At 59.2% G+C, this 24,285-nt stretch carries 23 protein-coding genes and 1 riboswitch; of the genes, 19 read left to right on the plus strand and 4 right to left on the minus strand.

Annotation, left to right across the window (positions count from 1 at the left end):
* The first annotated feature begins 73 nt into the window (after positions 1 to 73).
* From rplA to ACN080_RS01230, 7 genes are all read left to right on the plus strand, one after another.
* Positions 74 to 766: a 50S ribosomal protein L1 gene (gene rplA, locus ACN080_RS01200; protein WP_419111582.1), complete on the plus strand. Its 693-nt coding sequence runs from the start codon at positions 74 to 76 to the stop codon at positions 764 to 766.
* 384 nt (positions 767 to 1,150) lie between these two features.
* The gene (locus ACN080_RS01205) at positions 1,151 to 1,855 is read left to right on the plus strand and encodes a hypothetical protein (RefSeq protein ID WP_419112840.1); all 705 of its coding nucleotides are present in this window, start codon (positions 1,151 to 1,153) and stop codon (positions 1,853 to 1,855) included.
* Between the two features lie 108 nt (positions 1,856 to 1,963).
* Positions 1,964 to 2,971: an ABC transporter ATP-binding protein gene (locus ACN080_RS01210; protein WP_419112841.1), complete on the plus strand. Its 1,008-nt coding sequence runs from the start codon at positions 1,964 to 1,966 to the stop codon at positions 2,969 to 2,971.
* Positions 2,972 to 3,214: 243 nt separating this feature from the next.
* Positions 3,215 to 3,724: a 50S ribosomal protein L10 gene (gene rplJ / locus ACN080_RS01215; RefSeq protein ID WP_419099262.1), complete on the plus strand. Its 510-nt coding sequence runs from the start codon at positions 3,215 to 3,217 to the stop codon at positions 3,722 to 3,724.
* A gap of 113 nt (positions 3,725 to 3,837) precedes the next feature.
* Positions 3,838 to 4,215: a 50S ribosomal protein L7/L12 gene (rplL, locus tag ACN080_RS01220; protein ID WP_419110794.1), complete on the plus strand. Its 378-nt coding sequence runs from the start codon at positions 3,838 to 3,840 to the stop codon at positions 4,213 to 4,215.
* A gap of 171 nt (positions 4,216 to 4,386) precedes the next feature.
* On the plus strand, positions 4,387 to 5,334 hold the full coding sequence (locus tag ACN080_RS01225; RefSeq protein WP_419112842.1) for an endonuclease/exonuclease/phosphatase family protein: 948 nt from the start codon (positions 4,387 to 4,389) through the stop codon (positions 5,332 to 5,334).
* 176 nt (positions 5,335 to 5,510) lie between these two features.
* Positions 5,511 to 6,152 (plus strand): GNAT family N-acetyltransferase, encoded by a 642-nt coding sequence (locus ACN080_RS01230; RefSeq protein ID WP_419112843.1) that lies wholly within the window; start codon positions 5,511 to 5,513, stop codon positions 6,150 to 6,152.
* A 6-nt stretch (positions 6,153 to 6,158) separates the two neighbouring features.
* On the opposite strand, the gene ACN080_RS01235 is transcribed toward ACN080_RS01230, so the two are convergent.
* From ACN080_RS01235 to moaA, 4 genes are read right to left on the minus strand one after another with little or no spacing between them, the layout of a single operon-like run.
* Positions 6,159 to 7,397 carry a molybdopterin molybdotransferase MoeA gene (locus tag ACN080_RS01235; protein WP_419112844.1) on the minus strand — a complete coding sequence of 413 codons (1,239 nt, stop codon included), beginning with the start codon at positions 7,395 to 7,397 and terminating at the stop codon, positions 6,159 to 6,161.
* A 56-nt stretch (positions 7,398 to 7,453) separates the two neighbouring features.
* Positions 7,454 to 8,062, minus strand: coding sequence for a molybdenum cofactor guanylyltransferase (mobA, locus tag ACN080_RS01240; protein ID WP_419112845.1), 609 nt, complete (start codon positions 8,060 to 8,062; stop codon positions 7,454 to 7,456).
* A 7-nt stretch (positions 8,063 to 8,069) separates the two neighbouring features.
* A complete protein-coding gene (locus ACN080_RS01245; protein ID WP_419099268.1) occupies positions 8,070 to 8,336 on the minus strand; it encodes a MoaD/ThiS family protein in 267 nt (88 codons plus the stop codon).
* A 2-nt stretch (positions 8,337 to 8,338) separates the two neighbouring features.
* A complete protein-coding gene (moaA, locus tag ACN080_RS01250) occupies positions 8,339 to 9,481 on the minus strand; it encodes a GTP 3',8-cyclase MoaA (protein WP_419112846.1) in 1,143 nt (380 codons plus the stop codon).
* Between the two features lie 128 nt (positions 9,482 to 9,609).
* On the opposite strand from moaA, the gene modA reads away from it, so the two are divergent.
* From modA to ACN080_RS01310, 12 genes are all read left to right on the plus strand, one after another.
* Complete coding sequence (modA, locus tag ACN080_RS01255) at positions 9,610 to 10,386, plus strand: molybdate ABC transporter substrate-binding protein (RefSeq protein WP_419112847.1); 777 nt, start codon at positions 9,610 to 9,612, stop codon at positions 10,384 to 10,386.
* Positions 10,387 to 10,396: 10 nt separating this feature from the next.
* The gene (locus ACN080_RS01260; RefSeq protein WP_419104848.1) at positions 10,397 to 11,257 is read left to right on the plus strand and encodes an ABC transporter permease; all 861 of its coding nucleotides are present in this window, start codon (positions 10,397 to 10,399) and stop codon (positions 11,255 to 11,257) included.
* Complete coding sequence (locus tag ACN080_RS01265; protein WP_419112848.1) at positions 11,254 to 12,582, plus strand: molybdopterin molybdotransferase MoeA; 1,329 nt, start codon at positions 11,254 to 11,256, stop codon at positions 12,580 to 12,582. Before ACN080_RS01260 ends, ACN080_RS01265 begins: the two co-directional genes overlap by 4 nt.
* A 74-nt stretch (positions 12,583 to 12,656) precedes the next feature.
* Positions 12,657 to 13,178, plus strand: a complete 522-nt coding sequence (gene moaC / locus ACN080_RS01270; RefSeq protein ID WP_419099273.1) for a cyclic pyranopterin monophosphate synthase MoaC — start codon at positions 12,657 to 12,659, stop codon at positions 13,176 to 13,178.
* Complete coding sequence (locus tag ACN080_RS01275) at positions 13,168 to 13,674, plus strand: MogA/MoaB family molybdenum cofactor biosynthesis protein (RefSeq protein WP_419112849.1); 507 nt, start codon at positions 13,168 to 13,170, stop codon at positions 13,672 to 13,674. The genes moaC and ACN080_RS01275 overlap by 11 nt, the downstream gene beginning before the upstream one ends.
* Positions 13,664 to 14,185, plus strand: a complete 522-nt coding sequence (locus tag ACN080_RS01280; protein ID WP_419112850.1) for a molybdenum cofactor biosynthesis protein MoaE — start codon at positions 13,664 to 13,666, stop codon at positions 14,183 to 14,185. Before ACN080_RS01275 ends, ACN080_RS01280 begins: the two co-directional genes overlap by 11 nt.
* A gap of 16 nt (positions 14,186 to 14,201) precedes the next feature.
* Complete coding sequence (locus ACN080_RS01285) at positions 14,202 to 15,410, plus strand: ThiF family adenylyltransferase (protein WP_419112851.1); 1,209 nt, start codon at positions 14,202 to 14,204, stop codon at positions 15,408 to 15,410.
* A 139-nt stretch (positions 15,411 to 15,549) separates the two neighbouring features.
* On the plus strand, positions 15,550 to 19,272 hold the full coding sequence (locus ACN080_RS01290; protein ID WP_419112852.1) for a nitrate reductase subunit alpha: 3,723 nt from the start codon (positions 15,550 to 15,552) through the stop codon (positions 19,270 to 19,272).
* Complete coding sequence (gene narH / locus ACN080_RS01295; RefSeq protein ID WP_419112853.1) at positions 19,272 to 20,906, plus strand: nitrate reductase subunit beta; 1,635 nt, start codon at positions 19,272 to 19,274, stop codon at positions 20,904 to 20,906. The genes ACN080_RS01290 and narH overlap by 1 nt, the downstream gene beginning before the upstream one ends.
* A gap of 2 nt (positions 20,907 to 20,908) precedes the next feature.
* Positions 20,909 to 21,739, plus strand: a complete 831-nt coding sequence (gene narJ / locus ACN080_RS01300; protein WP_419112854.1) for a nitrate reductase molybdenum cofactor assembly chaperone — start codon at positions 20,909 to 20,911, stop codon at positions 21,737 to 21,739.
* Positions 21,736 to 22,512 (plus strand): respiratory nitrate reductase subunit gamma, encoded by a 777-nt coding sequence (gene narI, locus ACN080_RS01305; RefSeq protein ID WP_419111572.1) that lies wholly within the window; start codon positions 21,736 to 21,738, stop codon positions 22,510 to 22,512. The genes narJ and narI overlap by 4 nt, the downstream gene beginning before the upstream one ends.
* A gap of 163 nt (positions 22,513 to 22,675) precedes the next feature.
* Positions 22,676 to 23,884: an MFS transporter gene (locus tag ACN080_RS01310; protein ID WP_419099281.1), complete on the plus strand. Its 1,209-nt coding sequence runs from the start codon at positions 22,676 to 22,678 to the stop codon at positions 23,882 to 23,884.
* Between the two features lie 169 nt (positions 23,885 to 24,053).
* A riboswitch (glycine riboswitch) is annotated at positions 24,054 to 24,165 on the plus strand.
* Positions 24,166 to 24,285: the final 120 nt, after the last annotated feature.

A 24,285-nucleotide genomic window follows, 5' to 3' on the forward strand; every position in this document is an offset into this window, starting at 1 on the left:
TAGATAGCCGGTTGGCATGTGGCAGAGCCGAGCGCGGCTCATAAGAGACCACACCTGCAAAGGAGAAAAGCAGATGGCAAAGCGCAGCAAAGCGTACCAGGCAGCTGTAGCCAAGATCGAAGCGGACAAGCTCTACGCACCCGCCGAGGCTATTGCAGTAGCAAAGGAAATCGCGGCAGACAAGCCCCACTCAACCGTTGAGGTCGCTCTGCGTCTCGGCGTTGATCCCCGTAAGGCAGACCAGATGGTACGCGGTACCGTCAACCTGCCCAACGGCACCGGTAAGACTGCCCGCGTTGTCGTTATCGCCGCAGGCGAGAAGGCAGAAGCAGCAGAAGCAGCAGGCGCTGACTACGTTGGTTCAGACGAACTGATCGCAAAGATCGCCGGTGGCTGGGTCGACTTCGACGCAGCAGTTGCAACCCCCGACATGATGGGCAAGGTTGGTCGTCTGGGTAAGGTTCTGGGCCCCCGTAACCTCATGCCCAACCCCAAGACCGGTACCGTCACCATGGACGTTGCTAAGGCAGTTGCAGACATCAAGGGCGGTAAGATTGACTTCCGTGTTGACCGCAACTCCAATCTGCACTTCATCATCGGTAAGGCTTCCTTCACCGAGCAGCAGCTGACCGAGAACTTCGAAGCAGCTCTGGAAGAGGTCAACCGCCTCAAGCCCTCATCCTCAAAGGGCCGTTACATCTCTAAGGTCACCATTGCCACCACCTTCGGCCCCGGTGTACCCGTAGACCCCGCAAGCGTAGCCTAAATTTATAGAGACTTTAGGTAGCAAGACAGGTGCCCTGTTCCTCCATATGAGGGGCAGGGCACCTGTCTTTTACCCTCAGCGGAAGCAAGTAAGTCTGGTTTGTGAGCAAAGAGGCCGGTAGGCTGAAAGCACGGCCAGCGTTAGTTAGAAGGTAGCAAGGAGGCACCTCCCGTGTACCGTGTCGCGTACTTTCCGTACCCTCGCCCCTCCGATGCACCGCGCTATATGAACCCCACGGCGCTTTACCCAGGCCTGCTCGCCGTGCAAGAGCCAGCAACCCATCACATACACCTTTACCGGTTTGAAGCAGAGTATGAAGGTGATAGCCCGCCTGAATACACCATCTGTGCTTATACGAGCAATCGCGAGAATTCAGAACTAGTTGTGAGTATCTCGCTCGAACATGACTTTAACCAGGGGTACCGCGCCGATGCTGAGCCTATCTATAGCTTTGAAGCTGAGACTCATGCCCGGCGGTGGCCCCGGCCCCTGGTTGGGCGAGGCTACTTTACCCGAACCTGTGAAATATCCTGGGGAGAACAGAACCTCGGTCACTGGGCGCACGGGCAGGTGGCGGCTATGATCGAGCACTTAGCCAGTGCGCCCACCAAACAACCGGAGCTCCTTGAACCGGGGCAGGTTGCGGTCTGGAATATCCCAGAGCTACTGCGAAGTGAATTAGCTGTCACCGAGAAAAACTATGAGGGCTACACGCTTCACTGGTTTGCGGTGGAAGCTACACAGGAGTTCGGCTGGTTTGCCTACGCTCCAGGGGCGGATGCAAGGTATCCAGCAGATAGACTTCCAAGCCGTTTAGTACATGTAACACAGCCCCGCGCTGTCTTTGCGTCGGGTGAAGGCACCGAAGCACCACGACTGGTAGGTTATACAGCCGATGCTGATAACAAGGTTCTGAAATGGGGATTGCACCTTAAGCCAACGCTGTGGAATGATTCAGAGCAGGTAGGGCTGGTGCCCGGGCTTACCGGGCGAAAATTACCGGAAGCATACAGGGCATTGGTGGAAGCAGGCGAATTACGTTTCCCCGACGAAAGAATTAGTGTGGAGGGGTTTTCTGATGGACTGTAGCCTCCTTGGACTGAACCGCAATCGCTGGTAGTCCCAGGTCTGTAAACCCTAGAGATAAAGGCAGGATCCGCAGTGTGCGGGGCCTGCCTTTCTTTTAGACTTAAGAGCATGACCCCAGTCTCCCTGCGTATAGATGCCCTCACCAAGAGCTTCGGCTCGGAGGCTGTTCTTAACAACTTCAGCCTGAACATACCAATGGGGCAAGTCACCGCACTCATGGGGGCCTCCGGTAGCGGCAAGTCAACCCTGCTGCGCATCATTGCCGGGCTTGAACAAGCCGACACCGGTACCGTCAGCTACGCCGGTGAACCTATCAGTAACGGACAGGTAGGCTTTATCTTCCAAGAGCCAGTGCTCTACCCCCACCTTAACGTCCAAGACAACATCCTTTTTGCCTACCGGCTAGCTAAGGCCCCCGCCCTAGACCGCGAGCACTTTACCTCCCTGATCGGCACCCTGGGGCTGGGGGAGTACCTGCATAAGAAGCCGAGTCAGCTTTCTGGCGGCCAAGCCCAGCGGGCCGGAATTGCCCGCGCCCTGGTGCGCAAAACCCCCCTGGTGCTTTTTGATGAGCCTCTTTCTAACGTGGATCCCCACCTAGCCCAAGCTATCCGGGCTGATATTCTCACTCTGCACCACCAGCTAGGCTTTACCGGCCTTTATGTGACCCACACACCCGATGAAGCCCTCCAGATGGGCCAGGAAATTGCTGTTATGGAGCAAGGACAACTGGTGCAGACGGGGCCTGCCCGCCAGCTGCTACAGAAGCCCGCAAACCTGCAAGTAGCCCGCCTGCTCAACCCGCTCTATAACGAGCTACCTGCTGAACTGGAGGGGCAGACTATGACGGTCGGCATTTCCGCCCACGGATTTTCACCTCGGTACCAGGCAGGGCAGGGTGCCTTGCCGGTCATACCTCGGAGTGCCTGGGCCTACACCTCAGGAACCCGGGTGGAGGCCTTGATAGCCAGAGATACTGAGCTGAGCACAGCACAAGGGCTTCTGTGCCTGCCCGCAGGTATGGTTATCACCGCTGTTCTGCCCGGTCTGCCCTGGGTAGAGCTGGGAAAAACAATGTACTGGGCAGTTGATGCAGAGAACCTGCACTACTTTTAAGTGATTAAGCCCGCTTAATCTAGAGCGCGGCTTGCTTTAAAGTAGCCGGCCGTGGTTAGATGGAGTAACCAAAGACCGCCGGTCTGTGCCTGAACAGGGTACGGTAAGGGCTGATAAGCCACCTGCGTAGGTGCCGAAACAGAAATACTGACCAGAAATTGCTGGAAAGTATTATGCCTCGTTGCCTGCGCATCGAGGCATTTTTTTATTGGCCTGGCGGGATTAAGAACTGGAAGGAACACCATGGCAACACAGGATAAGATTGCTGCTGTTTCCGAGATCAAGGAACTCCTTGAAACCTCGAACGGCGTAATTCTCACCGAGTACCGTGGTCTCACCGTTGCACAGATGAAGAACCTTCGTCGTGCACTGGGTGCTGAGACCGAGTACGCCGTGGTAAAGAACACTCTGACCGCTATCGCGGCTAAGGAAGCTGGTATCGATGCATTCGATGGTCAGCTCCACGGCCCGAGCGCAATCGCATTCATCAAGGGCGACTTCATTGATGCTGCGAAGGGTCTGCGTGACTTTGCCAAGGCTAACCCCCAGCTGATCGTTAAGAGCGGTTACTTCGAGGGCGAAGCTCTCGACGAAGCTGGTATCAACAAGTTTGCAAACCTCGAATCACGCGAGGTACTTCTTGCCAAGGTCGCAGGTGGCGCAAAGGGCGCAATCGCAAAGGTTGCTCGCACCGTTGACGCTCTGCGTATCAAGCTCGAAGAGCAGGAAGGCGCAGCACCCGAAGCTGAGTAATTGCTTCTGCTGTAGCTAAACAAGAGACTTTTGACCCACCGGGTCACCCGCAAAAAATTTTCAGCTCGCAGGCCAACAAGAGCCTGCAAGAGATTACAGAAGGAGCCAAACTCATGGCTAAGCTTTCAATCGAAGAACTCATTGAAGCATTCAAGGAACTCTCCCTCGTTGAGGTTTCCGAATTCGTTAAGGCATTCGAAGAAGAATTCGACGTTACTGCTGCTGCTCCCGTAGCTGTTGCCGGTGCTGCCGGTGGCGACGATGCTGCTGCTGAAGAGCAGACCGAATTCGACGTTATCCTTGAAGCTGCTGGCGACAAGAAGATCGGCGTTATTAAGGAAGTTCGTGCCCTGACTTCACTGGGTCTGAAGGAAGCTAAGGACCTGGTTGACGGTGCTCCCAAGCCCGTTCTTGAAGGTGTTTCCAAGGAAGACGCAGAGAAGGCTAAGGAAGCTCTCGAAGGCGCTGGCGCAACCGTCACCCTCAAGTAATCTTTCTCAGATTCTTAATCTTTGGCGCAGGGGCGGCACCCACGAAAGTGGGAGCCGCCCCTGCGGCTTTTATAGCCCAGTCCCTATACTGAGGGCATGGGTAAATACGTCGCACAGCTATTCTGGGGATTACTACTGCTAGCCGGCTTACTTTGGGTGTCTATCCTGTTTTTGCCAGGAACTCCTCTTATCTCCTGGCTGAGTGTACAGCTGCCGCTAGCTCAAGCCATAGCTTTCCCCGCTTTCCTGGCCTGGGTAAGTAGTGGGCTGGCACTGTTTGCGCTGTTTACACTTTCCCGCAAGAAAGTCTCGCGGCTGACCAGGGTGCTTGCTGGCGGGACCGCCCTGGTGATGGGACTTGCCAGCATAACCGCTTTTATGGACCCTTACGGGGCCAAGCGCTACCAGGTCAGGGGGAGATCCGCGATAGCCTGCACAGATACCACCAAATACACTGTCATTACCTATAACGCCCTGGACACACTCACAGAGCAAGATCTCGCGGAACTCTTGGCGCAAAACCCCGATTTTCTTGTACTTCCGGAGGTCTCACCACAGACCCCAGCTCTTGCCGGTGGGGTAGAAGGCTACCAGCTTTTCAACTCCTCAAGCACTGCGGAATTTGTTGCGCCCACACTGGTGCTCGTTAAAGATCCTTTGGGCCGTTACAGTGCTAGTGACATCCCTATGACCTTTGGAGCGCTTTTACTGAAACCTCTTGAAGGTGCTGGGCCATCACTTCTGGCGGTTCACACTGCGCCACCTATACCAACCTATATGAGCAGGTGGCAAGAAGATTTGGAGACTATTGAAGCAGTAGCTACCGCAGGTCAGGTGGACCTTATAGCCGGCGACTTTAACGCCACTTTGCTACACGGTTCCTTGGCCAGCTACGCGGGGCTTGGATCTTTGACGGGTAAAGACGCGGCTCTATCCGCCGACGCGGTTGAAGGTACCTGGCCTGTTAATGGGATCTTGAACCGGTTTGGGCTAAGGGCTCCTATCGACCATGTTTTAATAAACCAGCCTGACCCCGCCCGCGCTCTCTCTGTGCAAAGTCGGGTTATTGGAGGTTCTGATCATGCAGCTCTTATAGTTCAGCTAGCTCTGTGCCCCTGAGAATAGAGAACCCAGGAACCTGTTGAGGGCTAGCGTCACCGGGTACAAAACCCTAACTTATAAGGACCTCGGCCAAGGAAAACTCCCTTTTCTTAACACCCCATCTTTTCATTGAAGATCCCGACCGGGCTGTAAAGTAAGGGAAGAAAAACAGATACATTCAGGAGTTTAGCGCCATGAACACCCCAGCATATTCCGTCCGTCAAGCTACCGAAGCGGACTACCCAGCAGTAACCCAAACTCTCACCAACGCCTTCAAAGATGACCCGGTGATGAGTGAGGCAGTAGGTGGCAAAGGCCGAGCAGATCTGGTGGCAGCTCTCTTCGACTTCCAGATCCGAACCACCTACGGCCCTAAGGGGCTGATCGACGTTGCCACCGACCGGGAGGGAAAAATCGTGGGGGCGGCCTTGTGGCTCTCACCCCAGGGACAGAAAGGTAACCTGCTGGCCGATATTATGGCCCTGCCGGACTATTACAAGGTGCTGGGGCGCAATTTACTGCGAGCAACCATGACCGAACTTAGGCTCCTGGCCGCCCGCCCCAAATTTGATCACTGGTACCTCTACACTATTGGCGTCCACGAGACAGCCCGCGGCCAGGGGGTAGGGGGACTACTGCTTGATTTTCGCCGGGAAAAGCTGGGTGAGTACCCGGCCTACCTGGAAGCTTCAACCTACAGAAATGCCGCTCTATACTCCCGCCACGGTTTTGTAGAACTCTTCAGATTCAAAAGCGGTAAACCTACCCTGGGCATGCTCCACCCGGCCCCCATCAGCCAGCTGGAAAAAGCACAGGCTAAGCCCCAAGGTTCATAAGTCAGCTTAGTGCGCAGAGACAAGTGGAAGATAAGGCACCTGGTAACCTGCCTCAGCCCCCTGGGCAGGGATCAGGGCAAGAGCCTGCGCATAGGCAAAGCTGGTGAGCATGTGGGAGCGGGTTTTGGCAAGCGGGGTAAGCACATGGCCATTGGCCCGTGTATCGAGGGTAACCGGGAGCAACCGGAGTTCTGCTTTCCGATAGCCGGGGATAGCGTCTGCCAGGGTGCCTAGGGGCAGTTCCTGAAGATCTTGCCCGTAGCAACCTGCCACCCAGGCAGGCAGATAAGAGTAGAGGGCGGTGTGAGCCGCAAGCGGGTTGCCCGGTAAGCCCAGAACCAGGGGCGCTGCTGGGTTGGCGGTGTGGGGGAGCCTGGCGGCCAGAGCGGGGTGGCCCGGGCGCACAGAGACTGACTCGAAGAGATAGTTAGCGCCCATTTCTGACAGGGTACGGCGCAGCCAGTCGGCGCTGGAAGTGGACGAGCCACCGGTCAGCAGGAGCAGGTCGGCCTCGGCGGTGGTGAGCCAGGTAAAGAAGTCCTCCTGGGTATCTACCAGACGGGTGGTGCTGACACAGCGAGCACCAAAGTCTGCAAGAATCTGCGGGAATTGCAGGGAAAAGGCGTCCCGAACCTGACCGGGCTGGGGCAGTCCACTGGTAATGACCTCGTTCCCGGTATAGGCGATAGCTATGCGGGGTTGCTGATACAGAGTCAGCCAATCAAGACCCAGCACGCCAAGGGCGCCGATATGGCGGGCACTGAGCAGAGTCCCGGCCTGTGCTACCTGTGAGCCAGCGGGCAGTTCTTCCCCGGCCCTGCGGATATCTGCCCCGGCTACCGGGTAGGGGCGCTCTGGGGAGAAAGCCCCCGACCGTGGGCTAAGCCTATGGCTGGTAACCAGTGCCTCTTCCTGCCGCAGGACTGCATCGGCCCCCGGCGGGAGTAGGCCGCCAGTCAGAATGGGCCTAGCTTGACCGGGGAGGAGGGGGCTAACCTGCCGGTGGATATTCTCACCCGGTTCAGCCGGGGCTGGCCAGAGAATTTGCCAGGGCGGCGGGCCACTCACCGCAAAACCGTCCATGGCCGATGAATCGTAGTGGGGCACCGGTAAGACCGTGCGCACCGGCTCGGCAAGAACCCGCCCGATGGCCTGCCCCAGGGGTACCCACTCGGTGGGTAGGGGCAGAGCCTGACCGTCGCGGTAGAGGAGCGCACGGGCATGGTTCCAGCTCACAGAATGCACGGGTGGGCCTTTCGTTGGCAGTGGCGGACTAAGGGATGTGTGGGCTTATGCGGTTCTTATGGGGCTGGGTAGCTGTAGCCTGCGGCACGGGCCGCCTCCCAAGTATCAATATCGGTTGCCCAGGCTGCCTCCAGGGGGATTTCTTGCGGTGCGAGCTGTACCAGGAAACGGCGTACTGAGGCATGAGCCGTGTCCCGGTTAAAGGCGGCAGTGAGCGAATCGAGACGGTAGATACCCAGCAGCGGCTGAGTGATGCCCTCTGCTAGCGCCCAGAAGCCCTGTACCTGCAGGGGGGCATGAGCCGCGGCGGCCAAGAGCACAGGCACGGCCTTGTGCACCCGAGGCAGGTCGCAGGAAAGTAGAAGAACCCAGTGCTGGTGCTGAGCTTCGGGTGCTAGATGCTTAACCAGTTCGCGGGTACCTGCTGTGATTCCAGCGGCGGGCCCGCTAAAAGCAGGGCTTTCACGGGTAATCAGCACTTGGCGGGGTAGAGGCAGAGAATCGGGGCCAACCACCACACGGTAGCTGGCTCCCTGGCAGGCTGAGAGGACGTTCTCTAGCAGGGTCTGGTGGCCGTCCGTGAGCAGGGCCTTAGGGGCTCCACCCAACCGGCTCGAACGCCCACCGGCCAGAATCAGGGCTGAAAAAGAAAGGGCCTGTTCCATGTTTCTTTTACCCGCCAGCAAAAGGAGGTAGAACATCGACCCTGCTTGCGCCCCGAAGGCTGCCCTTTGCGGAGGTAGCCACCCCATCAATCAGGAAAGTGCACTGGGGCAGAATATCGGCTAGGGTCTGACCCGAGGGAGTAGCTCCCGGGTACCGGGTTAGCAGGTAAGCCGTAAGGGCTTCTAAGGTGGTTTCTGTTAGCTCAGTGCTCTCTAGGGTCAGCGAGGGAACACCAGCTGCCGCTCGGGCCGCGGCAAAAAAGTTAATCTGCATGGTCAGCCTCCAATGGCACTCATGGAACGATCGGGCTGGGTAAAGTCGGGGGCCTCGAAACCTGCCTGGTCTTTACCGTGCGCCCTGGGCTTGGTCCACATGGCACCCCGCCAGATATTGGCTAGTTCCCGGTCACTTGCACCGCCACGCAGAGCGCCCATAAGATCGGTTTCGGTCAGCGAGAATAGGCAGGAGCGCACCTTACCGTCAGCGGTAATCCGGGTGCGTGTGCAGGCCGAGCAGAAGGGCTCGGTCACTGACGCGATAATACCGACCTGACCCAAGGCCTGCGGCCACAGCTCCGGCAACTGCCCGGTGCTCCCCAGCGGGAAAACGTCCCAGAGCTGGGCGGGGGAAGCTCCCCTGGGCCGACCATGCGGAACCATGTCGTAGTGGGCGGCCAAGCTGTCACGGATCTCATGGGCGGTGATGGTGCCCTCCCTGGTCCAGGAGCGGTCTGCATCCAGGGGCATCTGCTCAATGAAGCGGAGCTGGTAGCCGCCCTCAAGCGCCCAGGCTAGAAGCTGGTGGCCCTGCGCGTCGTTGATGCCGCGCATCAGAACCGCGTTGATTTTGATAGGGCTCAGACCCGCTTGAGCCGCCGCATCAATACCGGCTAGCACGCTGGCTAGCTTATCCCTGCGGGTCAGCTGAGCAAAGGTTTCGGGGCAGATGGTGTCCAGAGAAACATTGACCCTGTTCAGGCCTGCCTCAAGGAGCGCGTCTACTTTCTTATCTAGGCCAATGCCGTTGGTGGTTAGAGCGATAGGCAGGTGGGGGTAAGCCGAGCGAATCTGGCGGATAATGTGCGGCAGATCGGCACGAACCAGCGGCTCCCCTCCGGTAAACCGAACTTCCTCAATACCCAGATCTCGCACCCCAACATCAACCAGCCGGAAGATTTCATCGGCGGTTAGAAGGCTGGCTGTAGGGAGCCAGTCAAGACCCTCTACCGGCATGCAGTAGACACAGCGCAGATTGCACTTATCCATGAGTGAGATGCGCAAATCGGTAGCAACCCTGCCCCAGCGGTCAGCAAGGGGGCCGCTGGCTGGTAGGCCGGAGCCCCGCCCTGCTGGGGGGACTCGCACCGGGATACTTGCCCCCAGGCTAATAGCGTCACTGGTTTGAGAGGACTGGGGCATACCCACACTTCCACAGGTTAATTCGTATTTAAAATGTAATATTTAGGGTATCGAAACCTGAGCTCGAACACCACTCTGCTCTACACTAATCTATAGAAAACAGTCTGCCCAGGCCACCAGGAGTCATAATGCCCCGTATTAGAACCACTATCGGCCTCCTGGCCTGCCTGACCCTGCCTCTGGCAGCCTGCGCCTCATCTTCTGCCCAAATAGAGACGACAGATCACACCGTCACGGTCTTTGCCGCCGCTTCCCTGGGACAAGCCGGTGAAGAACTCATAACCGCCTACCGCACCGAACACCCTGACGTAGAGATTATCGCCACCTACGCAGGCTCGTCCCAACTGGTGACCCAGATGGGGGAAGGAGCCTCTGCTGACCTGCTCATCACGGCAGACACCGCCACCATGAAGACAGCCCAAGCCAACATAGACGCTCTAGCCCAAGCCAGTCCGCAGGTCATTGCAAGCAATAAACTCGTCCTAGCCACAGCCCCGGGTAACCCAGCGAGCGTCGGCTCAGTCAATGATCTTGCCTCACCCGGTGTCATTACCGCCCTCTGCGCACCCCAGGTACCCTGCGGTCGACTGGCCCAGCAAGAACTGGCCCAAACCGATATCACACCGGCAAAATCCACCCAAGAAGCCAACGTCTCAGCCGTTGCCACCAAAATCTCAAGCGGCCAAGCCGACGCCGGCTTTATCTACTCCACCGATGCTAAGGCGCTCTCCGCCAGCCAAAACATTACGATTATTGAACTGCCCGGTCTGGAATCCAATAGCTACCCCATGGCCCTCACTGAGGCGGGGCAGGCTAACCCCACAGCCAGAGATTTTGCCAGCTGGCTCGCCGAATCAGAACAGGCTAGCGCCATTCTTGCCCACTACGGCTTCAACCCCGCCTAAACTAGATTCCATGAGCAAAAACAGGGACACCTCCGCAAGAGGTCGAGCAAAGCTCTTTACCTCGGTACCAGCTCATGCGGCTCTACCAGCCCTTGCAGTACTTGCGCTCATCCTGGGCCCGCTCCTTGCCCTACTCACCAGAATCCCCTGGCGGCAGTTACCCCAGTTACTCAACGACCCCGGAGTACTTGAAGCCACCTGTCTCTCAACACTCACCGCCCTGGGGGCCACCGTTATCTGCGCCCTCCTGGGAACTCCTACTTCGCTGGTGCTGTCAACCGTTCTTGAACGAACCCGCGCCCTACCCCTGACCTGGGTGCTTTACGGGCTGATTTACGCCCCCATTATCTTCTCACCGGTTGTCTCGGGCCTGGCGCTACTCTTCCTCTGGGGCAGACGGGGGCTGGTTGGTAGCTGGCTCGAAACCGCAGGTCTATCTGTGGGCTACACCCCGCTGGCCGTCCTGCTGGCCCAAATCTTTGTGGCCCTGCCCTTCTTTATCGCCACCACCGTCACCACCCTCAGAGCACTACCCGTGGAATATGAAGAAATCGCCAGGCTCGAAGGAGCCAGCCCTGCCGAAGTCACCAGCCGGGTTCTCCTGCCGCTGGCCGCCCCGGGCCTGCTCACAGCCGCCGTCCTCAGCTTTGCCCGGGCCTTGGGAGAATACGGTGCCACCGTCACCTTCGCCGGTAACGTGGCGGGCTCCACCCGTACCATCCCCCTAGCTATCGAGCTGGCGCTCAGCTCCAACGACATGACCCAAGCCCTGGGCGGGGCGCTCATGCTCATTGCCCTCTACCTGATGATTCTGGCCGCCTTAGGCTGTGCCCTGTGGCTTCGCAGACTGAAAGGAAGGCTTCGCCCGTGACCACCCACCTGCCCAGCTCCCTGCCAGACCGTGCCCCTATCGCTCCGGGCGACTACGCCCAGGCGGTCAGCGATCTGCTGGTCACCAGGCTGCACCGGCGCACCGAAATCCTACCGCTGGATCAATGCCTAGGTCGTCAGCTTGCCAGCGATCTGCAGGCCCTTTACCCCGCGCCCTCCTTCGCCAACTCCCAGATGGACGGCTACGCCCTGACCGCACAGGCCGGTGGGCAAGCTAACCGAACCTTTAGAGTGGGGCAGGACATTGCCACCGGTTCTGCACCGAAAAACCTAGAAATCAAGGACAGTATTGCCTACCCCATCATGACCGGCGCACCCCTGCCCCAAGGCTATGAGACTGTGGTTCCTGTGGAACAAAGCCGCCCCCTCAGCGGACCGGGCGATGATGCCGGCTTTGCCGCTCAGGGGGAGTTTGTGGAACTTGCCCCCGCCCCACCGGGGCAGTTTGTGCGCAGTACCGGCGAGGACATTAAAGCCGGTGACCTACTGGCACCTGCCGGGAGCACCGTGACTCCGGCGCTCGCAGGAGCTTTAGCAGCCCAGGGCATAGAGAAAGTAGAGATTTACTCCCCGCCCCGGCTCTTAGTCGTCACCGGTGGTGATGAGCTGACTAACGGGGGCACCCAGCTGCAGGCTGGCCGTATTTTTGATGCCAACGGACCTATGCTGCAGGCCCTTGCCCAGGAGGACGGATGCCAGGTGCAGCGGGTATCGTCCACCGATGCAGTGGAGAGCTTTATCAACCTTCTGGTGGGGGAGCTGGCCCGTCAAAAGCCTGACCTGGTGGTAACCAGCGGCGGGATTAGCCACGGCAAATACGAGGTCATTCGCCGGGCCTTAACACACCTGGCCGAGCACTCACCCGAGGGAGTTGGCGTCACCGACTGCTGGTTTGGTCATGTCAGCCAACAGCCTGCAGGCCCCCAAGGGCTCGCCCTGCTGGAAACAGCGGGCCTCACCGTCCCGGTGCTCTGCCTACCCGGTAACCCCGTGAGCACCCTGATTTCTTATCACCTCCTTATTCGCCCCGTCCTGGGCAGGCTCAAAGGCCAGGAACCCGAACGCACAGTAGGCCGGTTGGTGCTGGGAGAGCGCATACAGGCTCCTGCCCAGAAGACCCAGTTCTTGCGCGCACGCTTACGCTACCTGGTGACCGAGGGCGGAGCACGGCAGGCTCTGGTCGAACCGGATACGGCCACCGGTTCGCACCTGCTCCACCGCGCGGCTCAAGCTAATGCCCTGATTGAGTTGGAACCCGGCGTGACCTATAAGGGGGGAGAGACCGTGCGCTACTACCAGCTCTGAGCAACAAAAACCAATACCGTATAATAGATACCTATTTATTGCTGTCGTCATCATCGGCAGAACCCAAGGACGCTATGACCCACACCAATAACCTAACCCACCTGAGAGCTGACGGCACCGCCCACATGGTCGATGTCACCGGTAAAGATAGCACCACCCGCACCGCTATTGCCGAGGGCTACCTGATCACCCGGCCCGATGTTATCGACAAAATCTACGGTGCCGACCTACCCAAGGGCGATGCCCTGCCCTTGGCCCGGGTTGCAGGCATTATGGCGGCTAAAAAAACTTCCGATATTATCCCCCTCTGCCACCCCCTACCCCTGGGTAAAATCACCCTGGACTTTGAACGGTTGGAGGACCGGATCCGTCTTGAGGCACTGGTTAAAACCCGCGGGGTCACCGGGGTTGAGATGGAGGCCCTGACTGCCGTCAGCGGCGCTGCCCTGACACTCTATGACATGGTCAAAGCAGTCGATAAGCAGGCCCTTATCAGCGGTATCCGTGTGCTTGGGAAGAGCGGCGGTAAGTCCGGTGACTGGACGGTTGCAGGCCAATCGCCCGCCGCCCACAAGGGGGCAAAGAATGATGAGTAAGGCCTACACCCTGCCGAGGGACTCCACCGGTTTGGTGATTGTGGCCTCCACCCGCGCCGCCCGCGGTATCTACACCGATGAATCCGGCCCCCTGGCCGTTGACTGGTTGCGCCAGATGGGCTTTGAAACCCCTGCCCCCGTGGTGGTGGCCGATGCTGATTTCGGCCCCTACTTTGATGAGCTGGTCAAGGCTGGGAACCTGCCCACCTTTATCCTGACCAGCGGTGGCACCGGCCTGAACAGTGACGATATGACCGTAGAGGCTGTACGCCCCCACCTAGAAAAAGAAGTACCCGGCATCATGCAGGCCTTCTGGGCGCAGGGGCTTCAGAACACACCAGCGGCGGTGCTCTCGCGCGGGGTGGCCGGTGTGATCGGGCGTAGCTTCATCATGACCCTGCCCGGGTCCAAGGGCGGGGTGCGCGACGGCTGTACGGTACTCACCCCGCTTATCTCCCATATCTGCCGCCAGCTTGAGGACTATCATGACCACTAAAGACGCTCAGAATGCCCAGCTTGATGCTTCGACGGCTAACCCCTATGCAGGCAAACCGCTAGAACCTACCGAATCTCAGGTGGTGTTCACTGCCGTGACCGAGGAGCCCCTGGAACCGCTCCTGGTAGAGGCCAAGGCGGCCACCATGACAGCTGCCATGGGTGCCCTGGTGGTCTTTGACGGTATAGTGCGCGACCACGACCACGGGCAGGCTGTCCATGCCCTGTCCTACAGTGCCCACCCGCAGGCCGCTGACTTTTTGGCAGATGTCCTTGCAGCGGTAGCACAGGAGATCCCGGGGGTCCGGCTCTGGGCCGCCCACCGGGTAGGCCCTATCCCTATCGGGCAGTCAGCCTTGACTGTGCTGGCGGCCGCTGCCCACCGGGGGACCGCATTTACCGCCTGTTCCCTGGCCGCTGACCGCATCAAAGCTCAGGTGCCCATCTGGAAAGAACAGGAACTAACCGACGGATCAGTGCAGTGGGTGGGTATAGACACCCCCGCCCGGTAGCCGGAAGGAAAAACGCATGATCTCACCCGAACTCCCGCCCCTTGCCTACCGCCTCTACGGGAGGCAGATGATCCTACCCGAGCTGGGGCAGGCAGGCCAGGAAAAGCTCAGCCGGGCTCATGTTGCCGTCATTGGTGCGGGCGGTTTGGGCTCCCCGGCCCTGCTGTATTTGGCTGGCGCGGGGATTGGCCGTATTACGGTGCTCGATGATGATGCGGTTGAGCTGTCGAACCTGCACCGTCAGGTTATTCATTCCTACGCGCGGGTGGGTAGCTCGAAAGCTGATTCGGCGGCCCAGACCCTGCGTGAACTCAACCCTCTGGTGCAGGTTGACTCCCTCAAAGTGCGGCTAAGTGATGAGAACGCCGCTGATCTGCTGGCTGATGTTGATGTTCTGGTGGACGGTAGCGATAATTTCCCAACCCGCTACACAGCCTCTCGTGCGGCGGCCCACCTGGGCATCCCCCACGTCTGGGGCGCTATTTTGGGCTTTGATGCTCAGATGAGTGTTTTCTGGGCGGGTCGCGGCCCCCGCTATGAGGACCTCTACCCGGCAGAACCTGATCCGGGATCGGTGCCTAACTGTGCAAGAGCCGGCGTAATAGGTGCCCTGGCTGGGGTGGTGGGCGCAGCTATGGCCCTTGAAACGGTCAAGCTCCTTGCCGGTATCGGGCAACCCCTGCTGGGCCAGGTGGGCTACTACAGCGGGCTCACCGGCAGGTGGGAATACATTCCGTTGCTTGCCTCTCGGGCGTATTCAGGTTCTAGTGCTCAGACCTCCCAGCCTCTTTCTGCCACCGGGCCGGTGGGGGAGGCCGCCAAGAACTCCGCGCTTAATACAGGCCCGCACCAGCTCCCTGAGCCGGACGGTGCCGAGCCTGACCAGTACGGCCTTGAGGTTACCTGGTCAGATATCATCGGCTCCCCTTATTTTGCCGATGTGCCGCTCCTTGATGTGCGCGAACCCCACGAGCATAGGGCGCTGGCTGTGCCCGGGAGCTTTAACCTACCCCTGTCTCTTATTGAGCAAGCTGGGCAGGACACCAGCCTGCAACCGACGATTGATGCTATTTTGCCCAGCCGCCAGGGCCGCTATGCCCTCTACTGTGCCGCCGGAGTGCGCTCCCTCAAGGCGCTTAAGCTGCTGACGGCCGCAGGTTTTAGTGACCTCTACAGCATAGAGGGTGGCCTGGACGCCTGGCTGAGTACTGGGGGCTCGGAATAAAAAAAGGGGTGGCGGCGCCCCTCTCAAAGCTGTTGATAGACCCCGGCCAATAGGCCGTTTTCTGCTGGGTAGCGGAGGGTAATTAGCACACAATTTTATTCGGTATTTTTTATGCGAGTTATTGGGTAAACTAAAACTCATGACTCAGCAGGCATCACACACAGCAGGCCCTGACGGGCCGATGACCGATAAGCTCATCAAATTCGGCAAGTTCTTTACCAAGTGGGACGAAACCGACGACGGCCGCGCCGCCTTCCTCACCGGTGGCCGCTCCGGTGACGTTTTCTACCGCAACCGCTGGAGCCACGACAAGGTAGTCCGCTCCACCCACGGTGTCAACTGCACCGGCTCCTGCTCCTGGCAGGTCTTCGTCAAAGACGGTGTGATTACCTGGGAAGCCCAGGCAACCGACTATCCCACAGTCGGCCCCGACCGCCCCGAATACGAACCGCGCGGCTGCCCCCGTGGCGCGGCTTTCTCCTGGTACACCTACTCGCCCACCCGCGTGAAGTACCCCTACATTCGCGGTGTACTCCTGGAAATGTACCGCGAGGCTCGCACCCGCCTGGGGGATCCCGTTGAAGCCTGGGCCTCCATTGTCTCGGATCCGGCCAAGCGTCGTGCCTACACCTGCGCGCGCGGTAAGGGCGGCCTGGTGCGCGGTAGCTGGGCAGAAGCCCTAGAAATGGTGGCCGCCGCCCAGATTCACACCATTAGGACCTACGGCCCTGACCGTAACATCGGCTTCTCGCCCATTCCGGCTAAGTCCATGGTGTCCCACGCCTCTGGTGCCCGCTACATCGAACTCATGGGCGGTGTGATGACCAGCTTCTACGACTGGTACGCAGACCTGCCCGTAGCATCACCCCAGGTCTTTGGTGACCAGACTGATGTGCGGGAGTCCGGCGACTGGTGGGACGCTACCTACCTGATGATGTGGGGCTCCAACATTCCGGTGACCCGCACCCCCGATGCCCACTGGATGGCCGAGGTTCGCTACCGTGGCACCAAGGTTGTCTCTGTCTCCCCGGACTACGCCGACAACACCAAGTTTGCCGACGAATGGCTCCCCGCCCAGCCCGGCACCGATGCCGCCCTGGCTATGGCCATGGGCCACGTCATTCTCAAAGAGAACTTTGTGGACCAGCGGGTGGAGTTCTTTGAGGACTACACCAGCACCTACACCGACTTTCCCTTCTTGGTGACCCTAGAAACCCGTGAAGACGGTAGCAAGGTTCCCTCCAAGTTCCTGACCGCCGCTGACCTGGCCGCTCACCGCCATGCTGCCGATGCCGCCTTCAAGACCGCCCTCTTCAACCGTGAAACCGGCGAGGTCGTGGTGCCCAACGGTTCTATGGGTTACCGCTACAACGCTCAGGACGAGGGTAAGTGGAACCTTGACCTAGAGGGGGTAAGGCCGGCGCTCTCTATCCTAGATTTGCCCCAAGCTACCCTGACCAGTGCCGCTGAGCTTAAGCTCCCCGCTTTTGATGAGCCCTCAGGCCGAGGCAAGGTAGTGACCCGTGGCGTTCCCACCATTATTGTTGAGGGCCACGAAGTTACCACCGTCTTCGACCTGATGCTGGCCCAGTACGGGGTGGGCCGCCCCTGCCTGCCCGGTCACTGGGCAGCGAACTTCGAGGACGCAGAGACCCAGTACACTCCTGCCTGGCAGGAGGCTATTACCTCGGTACCCGCCGATGCTGTGATTCGTACTGCCCGTCAGTTCGCCCAGAACTCCATTGATTCAGGCGGTCGTACCATGATTATCATGGGCGCCGGTATCTGCCAGTGGTACCACGGTGATACCACCTACCGCTCCATCTTGGCCCTGCTGATGATGTGCGGTGCCGAGGGACGTAACGGTGGTGGCTGGGCCCACTACGTTGGCCAGGAGAAAGCCCGCCCGATTACCGGCTGGGCACACATGGCTAACGCCCTGGACTGGTACCGCCCACCGCGTACCCAGGCTGGCACCAGCTTCTGGTATATGCACACCGACCAGTTCCGTCAGGACGGATACTCTGCTGATTCGCTTCAGTCACCGCTGGCCAAGGGCGAACTGGCCGGCGTGCATACCGCTGACCTCTTGGCCCGCGCCGTGCGCATGGGCTGGACTCCTTTCTACCCGCAGTTCCCCGAGAACTCCCTGGATTTGGCTGATAAGGGTGCAGAAGCAACGGAGGCCGGTACCGCCCAGTCACCCGCTGACTACGTAGCCCAGCGCCTGAACTCCGGGGATCTGGAGTTCTCCGTTGAAGACGCCGACGCACCGGCTAACTGGCCCCGCACCCTCATGCTCTGGCGTAATAACCTACTGGGTTCATCGGCTAAGGGTGAGCAGTACTTCCTGCGCCACCTGCTGGGTAATGAGAACGCCAAGATCAGCAAGGACGCCGAGAACCGCCCCGATGAAGTAGGTTGGCAGGACGATGCACCGGTGGGCAAACTGGACCTGCTGGTCACCACCGACTTCCGCATGACCTCCTCGACCCTGTCCTCGGATGTCGTATTCCCTGCCGCTACCTGGTACGAGAAACACGATATTTCCTCGACCGATATGCACCCCTACATTCACGCTTTCTCACCGGCAATTAACCCGCCTTGGGAAACCAAGACCGACCACCAGATTTTCAAGGAACTGGCCTACGTCTTTTCCAAGCTGGCTAAGAAGCATCTGGGGGTGCGTAAGGACCTGGTCTCTGTGCCTCTGCAGCACGATACCCCCGGCCAGATTGCCCAGCCCGGTGGTCACGCCCCGGACTGGAAGAACCAGAAGATCCAGGGCATTCCGGGCAAGAATATGCCGGTCTTTACTGTGGTGGAACGTGACTACCCAGCTCTCTATGACATGTACACCTCGGTGGGGCCCCTGCTCTCCAAACTGGGAACCACCACCAAGTTCGTGACCGTCGATGTAAACGACGAGCTGGCAACCCTAGCCCAAGAACACGGCGTGATGGGCAGCGGTAAGGGCGCGGGTCTTCCCGCCCTAGATACCGACGTCAAGCTGGCCGACACCATCTTGGCGCTCTCGGGTACCTCCAACGGCCCGGTTGCCCTTAAGGGCTTCAAAGCCCTGGAGCAACGGGTAGGCAAAAAGATGCACCACCTGGCCGAGGGCAACGAAGAGAAGCGCATCCGCTTCCGCGACACCCAGGACCGCCCGGTTCCCGTCTTCACCTCACCCGAATGGTCAGGTTCAGAAACAGGTGGCCGCCGCTACGCGCCCTTCACCCTGAACATTGAGCAGCTCAAGCCCTTCCACACCCTGACCGGTCGTATGCACTTCTTCCTGGATCACGACTGGATGAGCGAGATGGGGGAGCAGCTCCCGGTCTACCGCCCCCCGCTAGATATGCACAACCTCTTTGGCGAGCCCGAGCTGGGCGAGACCGGCGACCTCTCCGTTGCCGTCCGCTACGTCACCGTCCACAACAAGTGGGCTATCCACTCCTCCTACCACGACAACCTCTACATGCAGACGCTCTCACGCGGTGGCACCCACGCCTGGATGAGCCCTCAGGATGCAGCAAAGATTGGCGTGAAAGATCACGACTGGATTGAGTGCGAGAACACCAACGGTGTCTTTGTGGGCCGTGCGGTGGTTTCCCACCGTATGCCCGAAGGCGTTGTCTACGTGCACCACGCCCAGGAACGCCTGGTCAACGTGCCCAAGGCCGAGCGCACCGGCAAGCGCGGTGGTATCCATAACTCGGTCACCCGCATCATGGTTAAACCCACCCACATTATCGGTGGCTACGCCCACCAGGCCTATGCCTTCAATTACCTGGGACCTACCGGTAACCAGCGAGATATTGTTTCCAGAATCCGCCGCCGCAAGCAGGAGGTAACCTACTAATGCGCGTTATGGCCCAAGTATCAATGATTATGGCGCTCGATAAGTGCCTGGGCTGCCATACCTGCTCCGTGACCTGTAAGCAGGCATGGACCAACAGGGCTGGCACCGAGTACGTGTGGTTCAACAACGTTGAAACCCGCCCCGGCCAGGGCTACCCCCGCCGCTACGAAGACCAGGAGAAGTGGAAGGGCGGCTGGGTTCTCAACAAGCGCGGCCGTCTAGAACTCAAGAGCGGTAACCGCTTCAAGAAGCTTTTTACCCTCTTTGCTTCACCGGTCCAGCCCGAGCTCTCGGACTACTACGAACCCTGGACCTACGACTACGAGAACCTGACCAGCGCACCGCTGGGCGATGATTTCCCCACCGCCCGCCCCAAGTCACTGATTACCGGTGAGGACACCTCCATCGAGTGGGGCCCCAACTGGGACGATAACCTGGGCGGCGCGACCGAAAACGGCCACCTGGACCCCCTGGTTGAGAAGGTGCGCCAGCAGTCAGAAGAGAAGATCAAGTTCGAGTTCGAACGCACCTTCATGTTCTACCTGCCCCGCATTTGCGAGCACTGCCTCAACCCTTCCTGCATGGCATCCTGCCCCTCCGGCGCTATCTACAAGCGCGAGGAGGATGGCATCGTGCTGGTGGACCAGAACCAGTGTCGTGGCTGGCGTCAGTGCATCACCGGCTGCCCCTACAAGAAGATTTACTTCAACCATAAGAGCGGTAAAGCCGAAAAATGTACCTTCTGCTACCCCCGTATCGAGCACGGTATCCCCACCGTCTGCGCCGAAACCTGCGTGGGCCGCATGCGCTACATCGGCATCTTCCTCTACGACGCTGACCGGGTGACCGAGGCCGCCAGCGTTCCCGACGAAAAGCAGCTCTACCAGGCACAGCTGGACATCATGCTTGACCCCTTCGACCCTGAGGTAATCCGCGAGGCCGCCAAACAGGGTATCCCCGACTCCTGGATGACAGCTGCCCAGAAGTCACCGGTTTATAAGCTGGCTAAGGAATGGAAGATCGCCCTTCCTCTGCACCCCGAATACCGCACCATGCCCATGGTCTGGTATGTCCCGCCGCTTTCACCCATCATCGACCTGCTCCAGGAGCAGGGTCACGATGCCGAGAGCCAGGACAACCTCTTTGGTGCTATCGATGCCCTGCGTATTCCCGTGGAATACTTAGCCGAGCTCTTCACTGCCGGGGACACCACCATCGTGGTCAATGTGCTCAAGAAGCTGGCCGCTATGCGTGCCTACATGCGTGACATCACCTTAGGTGGGGTGGGCAAGGAGGAGATCGCCCAGGCAGTGGGCATGACCGGTGCCCAAATGTACGAGATGTACCGTCTCATGGCTATCTCCAAGTACGAGGAACGCTACGTCATTCCTCCAGCCCACCTGGAAGATGCCCACAACCTGGAAGAAATCGGTTGCTCCCTGGATACCGACGGCGGCCCCGGCATGCTCTACGACAGCGCCTTCACCGACCCAGGTGACCGCCCGGTTCCCGTATCGGCCGGCAGCTACGCCAACGCCCAACGTGCCGACGGCAAAGTCGATATCTTCCTCTGGGACGGCAAAACCCGCCCCGACTCCCTCTTCCCCGATACCTCCGGCAGCAAGAAGGTCTAGGCGTGGCTGGTTTTTTCTCCAAGCTCCTCAAACGTAACCCCTCTGAGGTGGAGCCCGAACTACCGGCATCGGGCGACCCCTTTGACATGGACTGGGGCAGTGGTGCCCCTGAGGATGCCGTAATCTACCAGGTCACCTCCGTGCTCATGCGTTACCCCTGCCAAGAGACTCAGGCCCTACTACCTGAACTCAGCCAACTCGCCGCTGAAACCGGCAATACCGACCTTCTAGAAGGTGTTGCCGCCATCAGCCGCTGGTACCAAGAGCACAGCCTGGAAGAAATTCAGGCCGAGTATGTGCAGGAATATGACCTCTCTCGCCGCCACGCCTTCCACCTGTCCTATTGGACCGAAGGTGACACCCGGCGGCGCGGTGAGGCTCTCACCCGCTTCAAACAGATGTACCGGGACTCCGGCATGGTCACCACCCTGCACGGGGAACTACCCGACTACCTGCCCATGGTCCTTGAGTTCACCGCCCTGGTCAACGCCAGGGCGGGGCGGGCCGCCCTCCAGGCCTACAGACCCTCCCTGGAACTGCTGCGCCTAGCCCTACGCGATGACAAGCTGCCCTACCACCGGCTGATTGAAGCTGTTTGCCACACCCTGCCTGGAGTTTCACCCCAAACCCAGGAGGAAGTACAAAAACTCGTCACCGCAGGGCCACCGGCAGAGAGCGTAGGCCTCTCCCTAGCACCGGGTGACCCCCGCCTGCTACCTCTTCTTCTGCCCCACGAGCAAACCCCCGGAGCGAAGATCGGTGCGGACAAAAACACCGCCCCACCCAGTCTCGCCCCCGCTATGCCCCACACACAGAACGGAGCACACCAGTGAACGCCCTTGATTTCTTCCTCTGGGGGATCTTCCCGTACATCACCCTAGCCACCGTGATCGGCGGCACCATCTGGCGTTACAAGACCGACCAGTTCGGCTGGACCACCCGCTCATCACAGATGTACGAGTCCAAACTTCTACGCATCGCCTCACCCATGTTCCACTACGGAATCCTCGTGGTCCTGGTAGGTCATATCGTGGGCCTGCTTATTCCCAAGTCCTGGACCGATACCGTAGGCATCTCAGAGCACTTCTACCACCTCAACGCTCTCATCCTTGGCTCAGTGGCAGCGGTCGCCACTCTCATTGGCCTCTTCGCCATGATCTACCGCCGCCGCACCAGCGCAACCGTCTTCCGGGCCACCACCTGGAACGACAAAATGATGTATGTTGCCCTCACCAGCGCTATCGTCCTCGGATCAGTTGCCACCCTCTTCAACGCCATGGAAATCGAAGGTCACCACAACTACCGCGAAACCGTCTCTGTCTGGTTCCGCTCCCTCTTCTACTTCCAACCCAACGTCGAAGCCATGGCCAGCGCCACCACCTCCTTCCACATCCACGTGGTTGTCGCCATGATCCTCTTTTGCCTCTGGCCCTTCACCCGCCTGGTCCATGCCTTCACCGCACCCCTGCACTACATCTTCCGGCCCTACATCGTCTACCGCTCCCGCGGCAAACGCAACTACCAGCGCGGCTGGTCACCGGTAGGAACCGCAGACTCTGTCAACAAAGACGCTCGCGCCGTCGAACGGCAGAACCACCACCACTAAAGAAAGGCGCGAGGATTCCCCTTAGCCGGCTATCCTTCTTGCCCCTGGCCCGGGGGGGGGGGCTCGTCGCAATTCATGCCAGCCCCAGCCAGCCGGCTGCAGGGAATCCCCGCCCCATTGAGACAGATCACCTGCTTCAAAGACTGATACTAAGGAAAACACTATGTCTACAAGAGCTCTTGCTGCAAAAGACCCACAGCTAGCTGGCCAGTTCAAGTACGTCATTATGGCGGCGCTCGCCTCCATGATCGGCTTCTGGGGTTGGACCATGATTGGCCCCCTGGCCAAGTACTACACCCAAGAATATGGCCTGACCGAAGGCCAGCGCTCCCTGCTGATCGCAACTCCCGTCATCGTAGGTTCTGTTGCCCGCATCCCGGTAGGTGCCCTCACCGACCGATTTGGTGGGCGGATCATGTTTACCATCATGCTTACCCTCACCGGTTCCATGGTCTTCATCACCGGTTTAGTTGGACAAACCGGTAACTTCACCCTGTTGCTGGTCACCGCCTTCTTCCTGGGCATCGGGGGCGCTATCTTTGCTGTTGGAATCCCTTTCTCAGCCGCCTGGTTTGAACCCCACCGCAAGGGTCTAGCAACGGGTATCTTCGGTATGGGTATGGTCGGTACAGCCTGCGCGGCCTTTTTCAACCCTCGCATGCTCAAAGCCTTCGGTTATTTCCCAACCCATGTCATTATGGCCTGTGTAGCCCTGGCCTATGCAGCAGTGGTCTGGCTGGTTATCCGTGATTCACCGGTTATGAAGGCCCGCACCCCTCAACCAATGCTGCCCAAGATCCTTGCTGTCTCCAAGGAACTCATCACCTGGCAGCTCTGCTTCATCTACGCTGTAGTCTTTGGGGCCTTCGTTGCCTTCTCCAACTTCCTCTCCACCTACATGCAAAACGTCTACGGCTACGAAGCCGTTGCAGGTGGTAGCTTCGCAGCCCTCTTCGCCGTCTGCGCCGTGCTTGCCCGGCCCTGCGGTGGCGTAGCGGCAGATAAGTTCGGGGGCAAGCTCACCACCTTGATAGCCTTCTTAGCTATGGCTGTTCTAGCCGTACTGATCTCCTTTGAACCTGCCAGTACCGCAGCCAATACCTTGCTGCACGTGCTGATGGCTATCTTTGTGGGCTTTGGCACCGGCACCATCTATGGCTGGCTGGGTAAGGTTGTTAAGCCTCAAGAAACCGGTACTGTATCGGGCCTTGTTTCTGCCGCTGGTGGTTTGGGCGGTTATTTCCCTCCGCTGATTATGGGGGCCGCCTACACATCAACCGGCCACTATTCCTGGGGCCTTCTTGCCCTCTCTGCTGCCTGCCTGGTTTCTCTGGCTATCTCACTCTGGATGAAGTCAGATAAAAAAGCCTAAACTCCAGTTTTTATCCACTGTGAACACCGCTTCTGCTACGGGCAGGGGCGGTGTTTGGCTTAATCGTTGAGACTCTTCAAACCAGTTCTGTGCCCCTATCTGGTACCCCAGTATGGTACCCCTGTGTAATGTGTGGCACAATAAGGGTTGATAAACTAAAACGTCGCTAATAACTGGCGCGGGAGAGACCGGATACCCGGCGGTTGAGGGACCGCCAGGCCGGCGCCGAAGGAGCAAACCCTCCCCGGGAAACTCTCAGGCACACGTACCGCTCAGCTAAGGCAACTCTGGAGAGGGGCGTCAAACCCCCACCGAAGGGGCAAAATTCGCACCCGCTTTCCAGGCGTGAAAGGGAAGCCGCGAACCAAAACTCTCAGGTTGTAACAGAGCGGGGAGGACAC

This window comes from Rothia sp. CCM 9416 (assembly GCF_048513535.1).
Taxonomy (GTDB): domain Bacteria; phylum Actinomycetota; class Actinomycetes; order Actinomycetales; family Micrococcaceae; genus Rothia.

Excerpts from the sequence above, each read along its gene's own strand:
- ACN080_RS01210 (WP_419112841.1), top strand. The coding sequence starts at position 1,964 with ATGACCCCAGTCTCCCTGCGTATAGATGCCCTCACCAAGAGCTTCGGC.
- modA (WP_419112847.1), top strand. The coding sequence starts at position 9,610 with ATGCCCCGTATTAGAACCACTATCGGCCTCCTGGCCTGCCTGACCCTG.
- rplJ (WP_419099262.1), top strand. The coding sequence starts at position 3,215 with ATGGCAACACAGGATAAGATTGCTGCTGTTTCCGAGATCAAGGAACTC.
- ACN080_RS01285 (WP_419112851.1), top strand. The coding sequence starts at position 14,202 with ATGATCTCACCCGAACTCCCGCCCCTTGCCTACCGCCTCTACGGGAGG.
- ACN080_RS01260 (WP_419104848.1), top strand. The coding sequence starts at position 10,397 with ATGAGCAAAAACAGGGACACCTCCGCAAGAGGTCGAGCAAAGCTCTTT.
- ACN080_RS01310 (WP_419099281.1), top strand. The coding sequence starts at position 22,676 with ATGTCTACAAGAGCTCTTGCTGCAAAAGACCCACAGCTAGCTGGCCAG.
- ACN080_RS01245 (WP_419099268.1), bottom strand. The coding sequence starts at position 8,336 with ATGCAGATTAACTTTTTTGCCGCGGCCCGAGCGGCAGCTGGTGTTCCC.
- mobA (WP_419112845.1), bottom strand. The coding sequence starts at position 8,062 with ATGGAACAGGCCCTTTCTTTTTCAGCCCTGATTCTGGCCGGTGGGCGT.
- ACN080_RS01280 (WP_419112850.1), top strand. The coding sequence starts at position 13,664 with ATGACCACTAAAGACGCTCAGAATGCCCAGCTTGATGCTTCGACGGCT.
- moaC (WP_419099273.1), top strand. The coding sequence starts at position 12,657 with ATGACCCACACCAATAACCTAACCCACCTGAGAGCTGACGGCACCGCC.
- moaA (WP_419112846.1), bottom strand. The coding sequence starts at position 9,481 with ATGCCCCAGTCCTCTCAAACCAGTGACGCTATTAGCCTGGGGGCAAGT.
- ACN080_RS01290 (WP_419112852.1), top strand. The coding sequence starts at position 15,550 with ATGACTCAGCAGGCATCACACACAGCAGGCCCTGACGGGCCGATGACC.
- narH (WP_419112853.1), top strand. The coding sequence starts at position 19,272 with ATGCGCGTTATGGCCCAAGTATCAATGATTATGGCGCTCGATAAGTGC.
- rplL (WP_419110794.1), top strand. The coding sequence starts at position 3,838 with ATGGCTAAGCTTTCAATCGAAGAACTCATTGAAGCATTCAAGGAACTC.
- rplA (WP_419111582.1), top strand. The coding sequence starts at position 74 with ATGGCAAAGCGCAGCAAAGCGTACCAGGCAGCTGTAGCCAAGATCGAA.
- ACN080_RS01230 (WP_419112843.1), top strand. The coding sequence starts at position 5,511 with ATGAACACCCCAGCATATTCCGTCCGTCAAGCTACCGAAGCGGACTAC.
- ACN080_RS01275 (WP_419112849.1), top strand. The coding sequence starts at position 13,168 with ATGATGAGTAAGGCCTACACCCTGCCGAGGGACTCCACCGGTTTGGTG.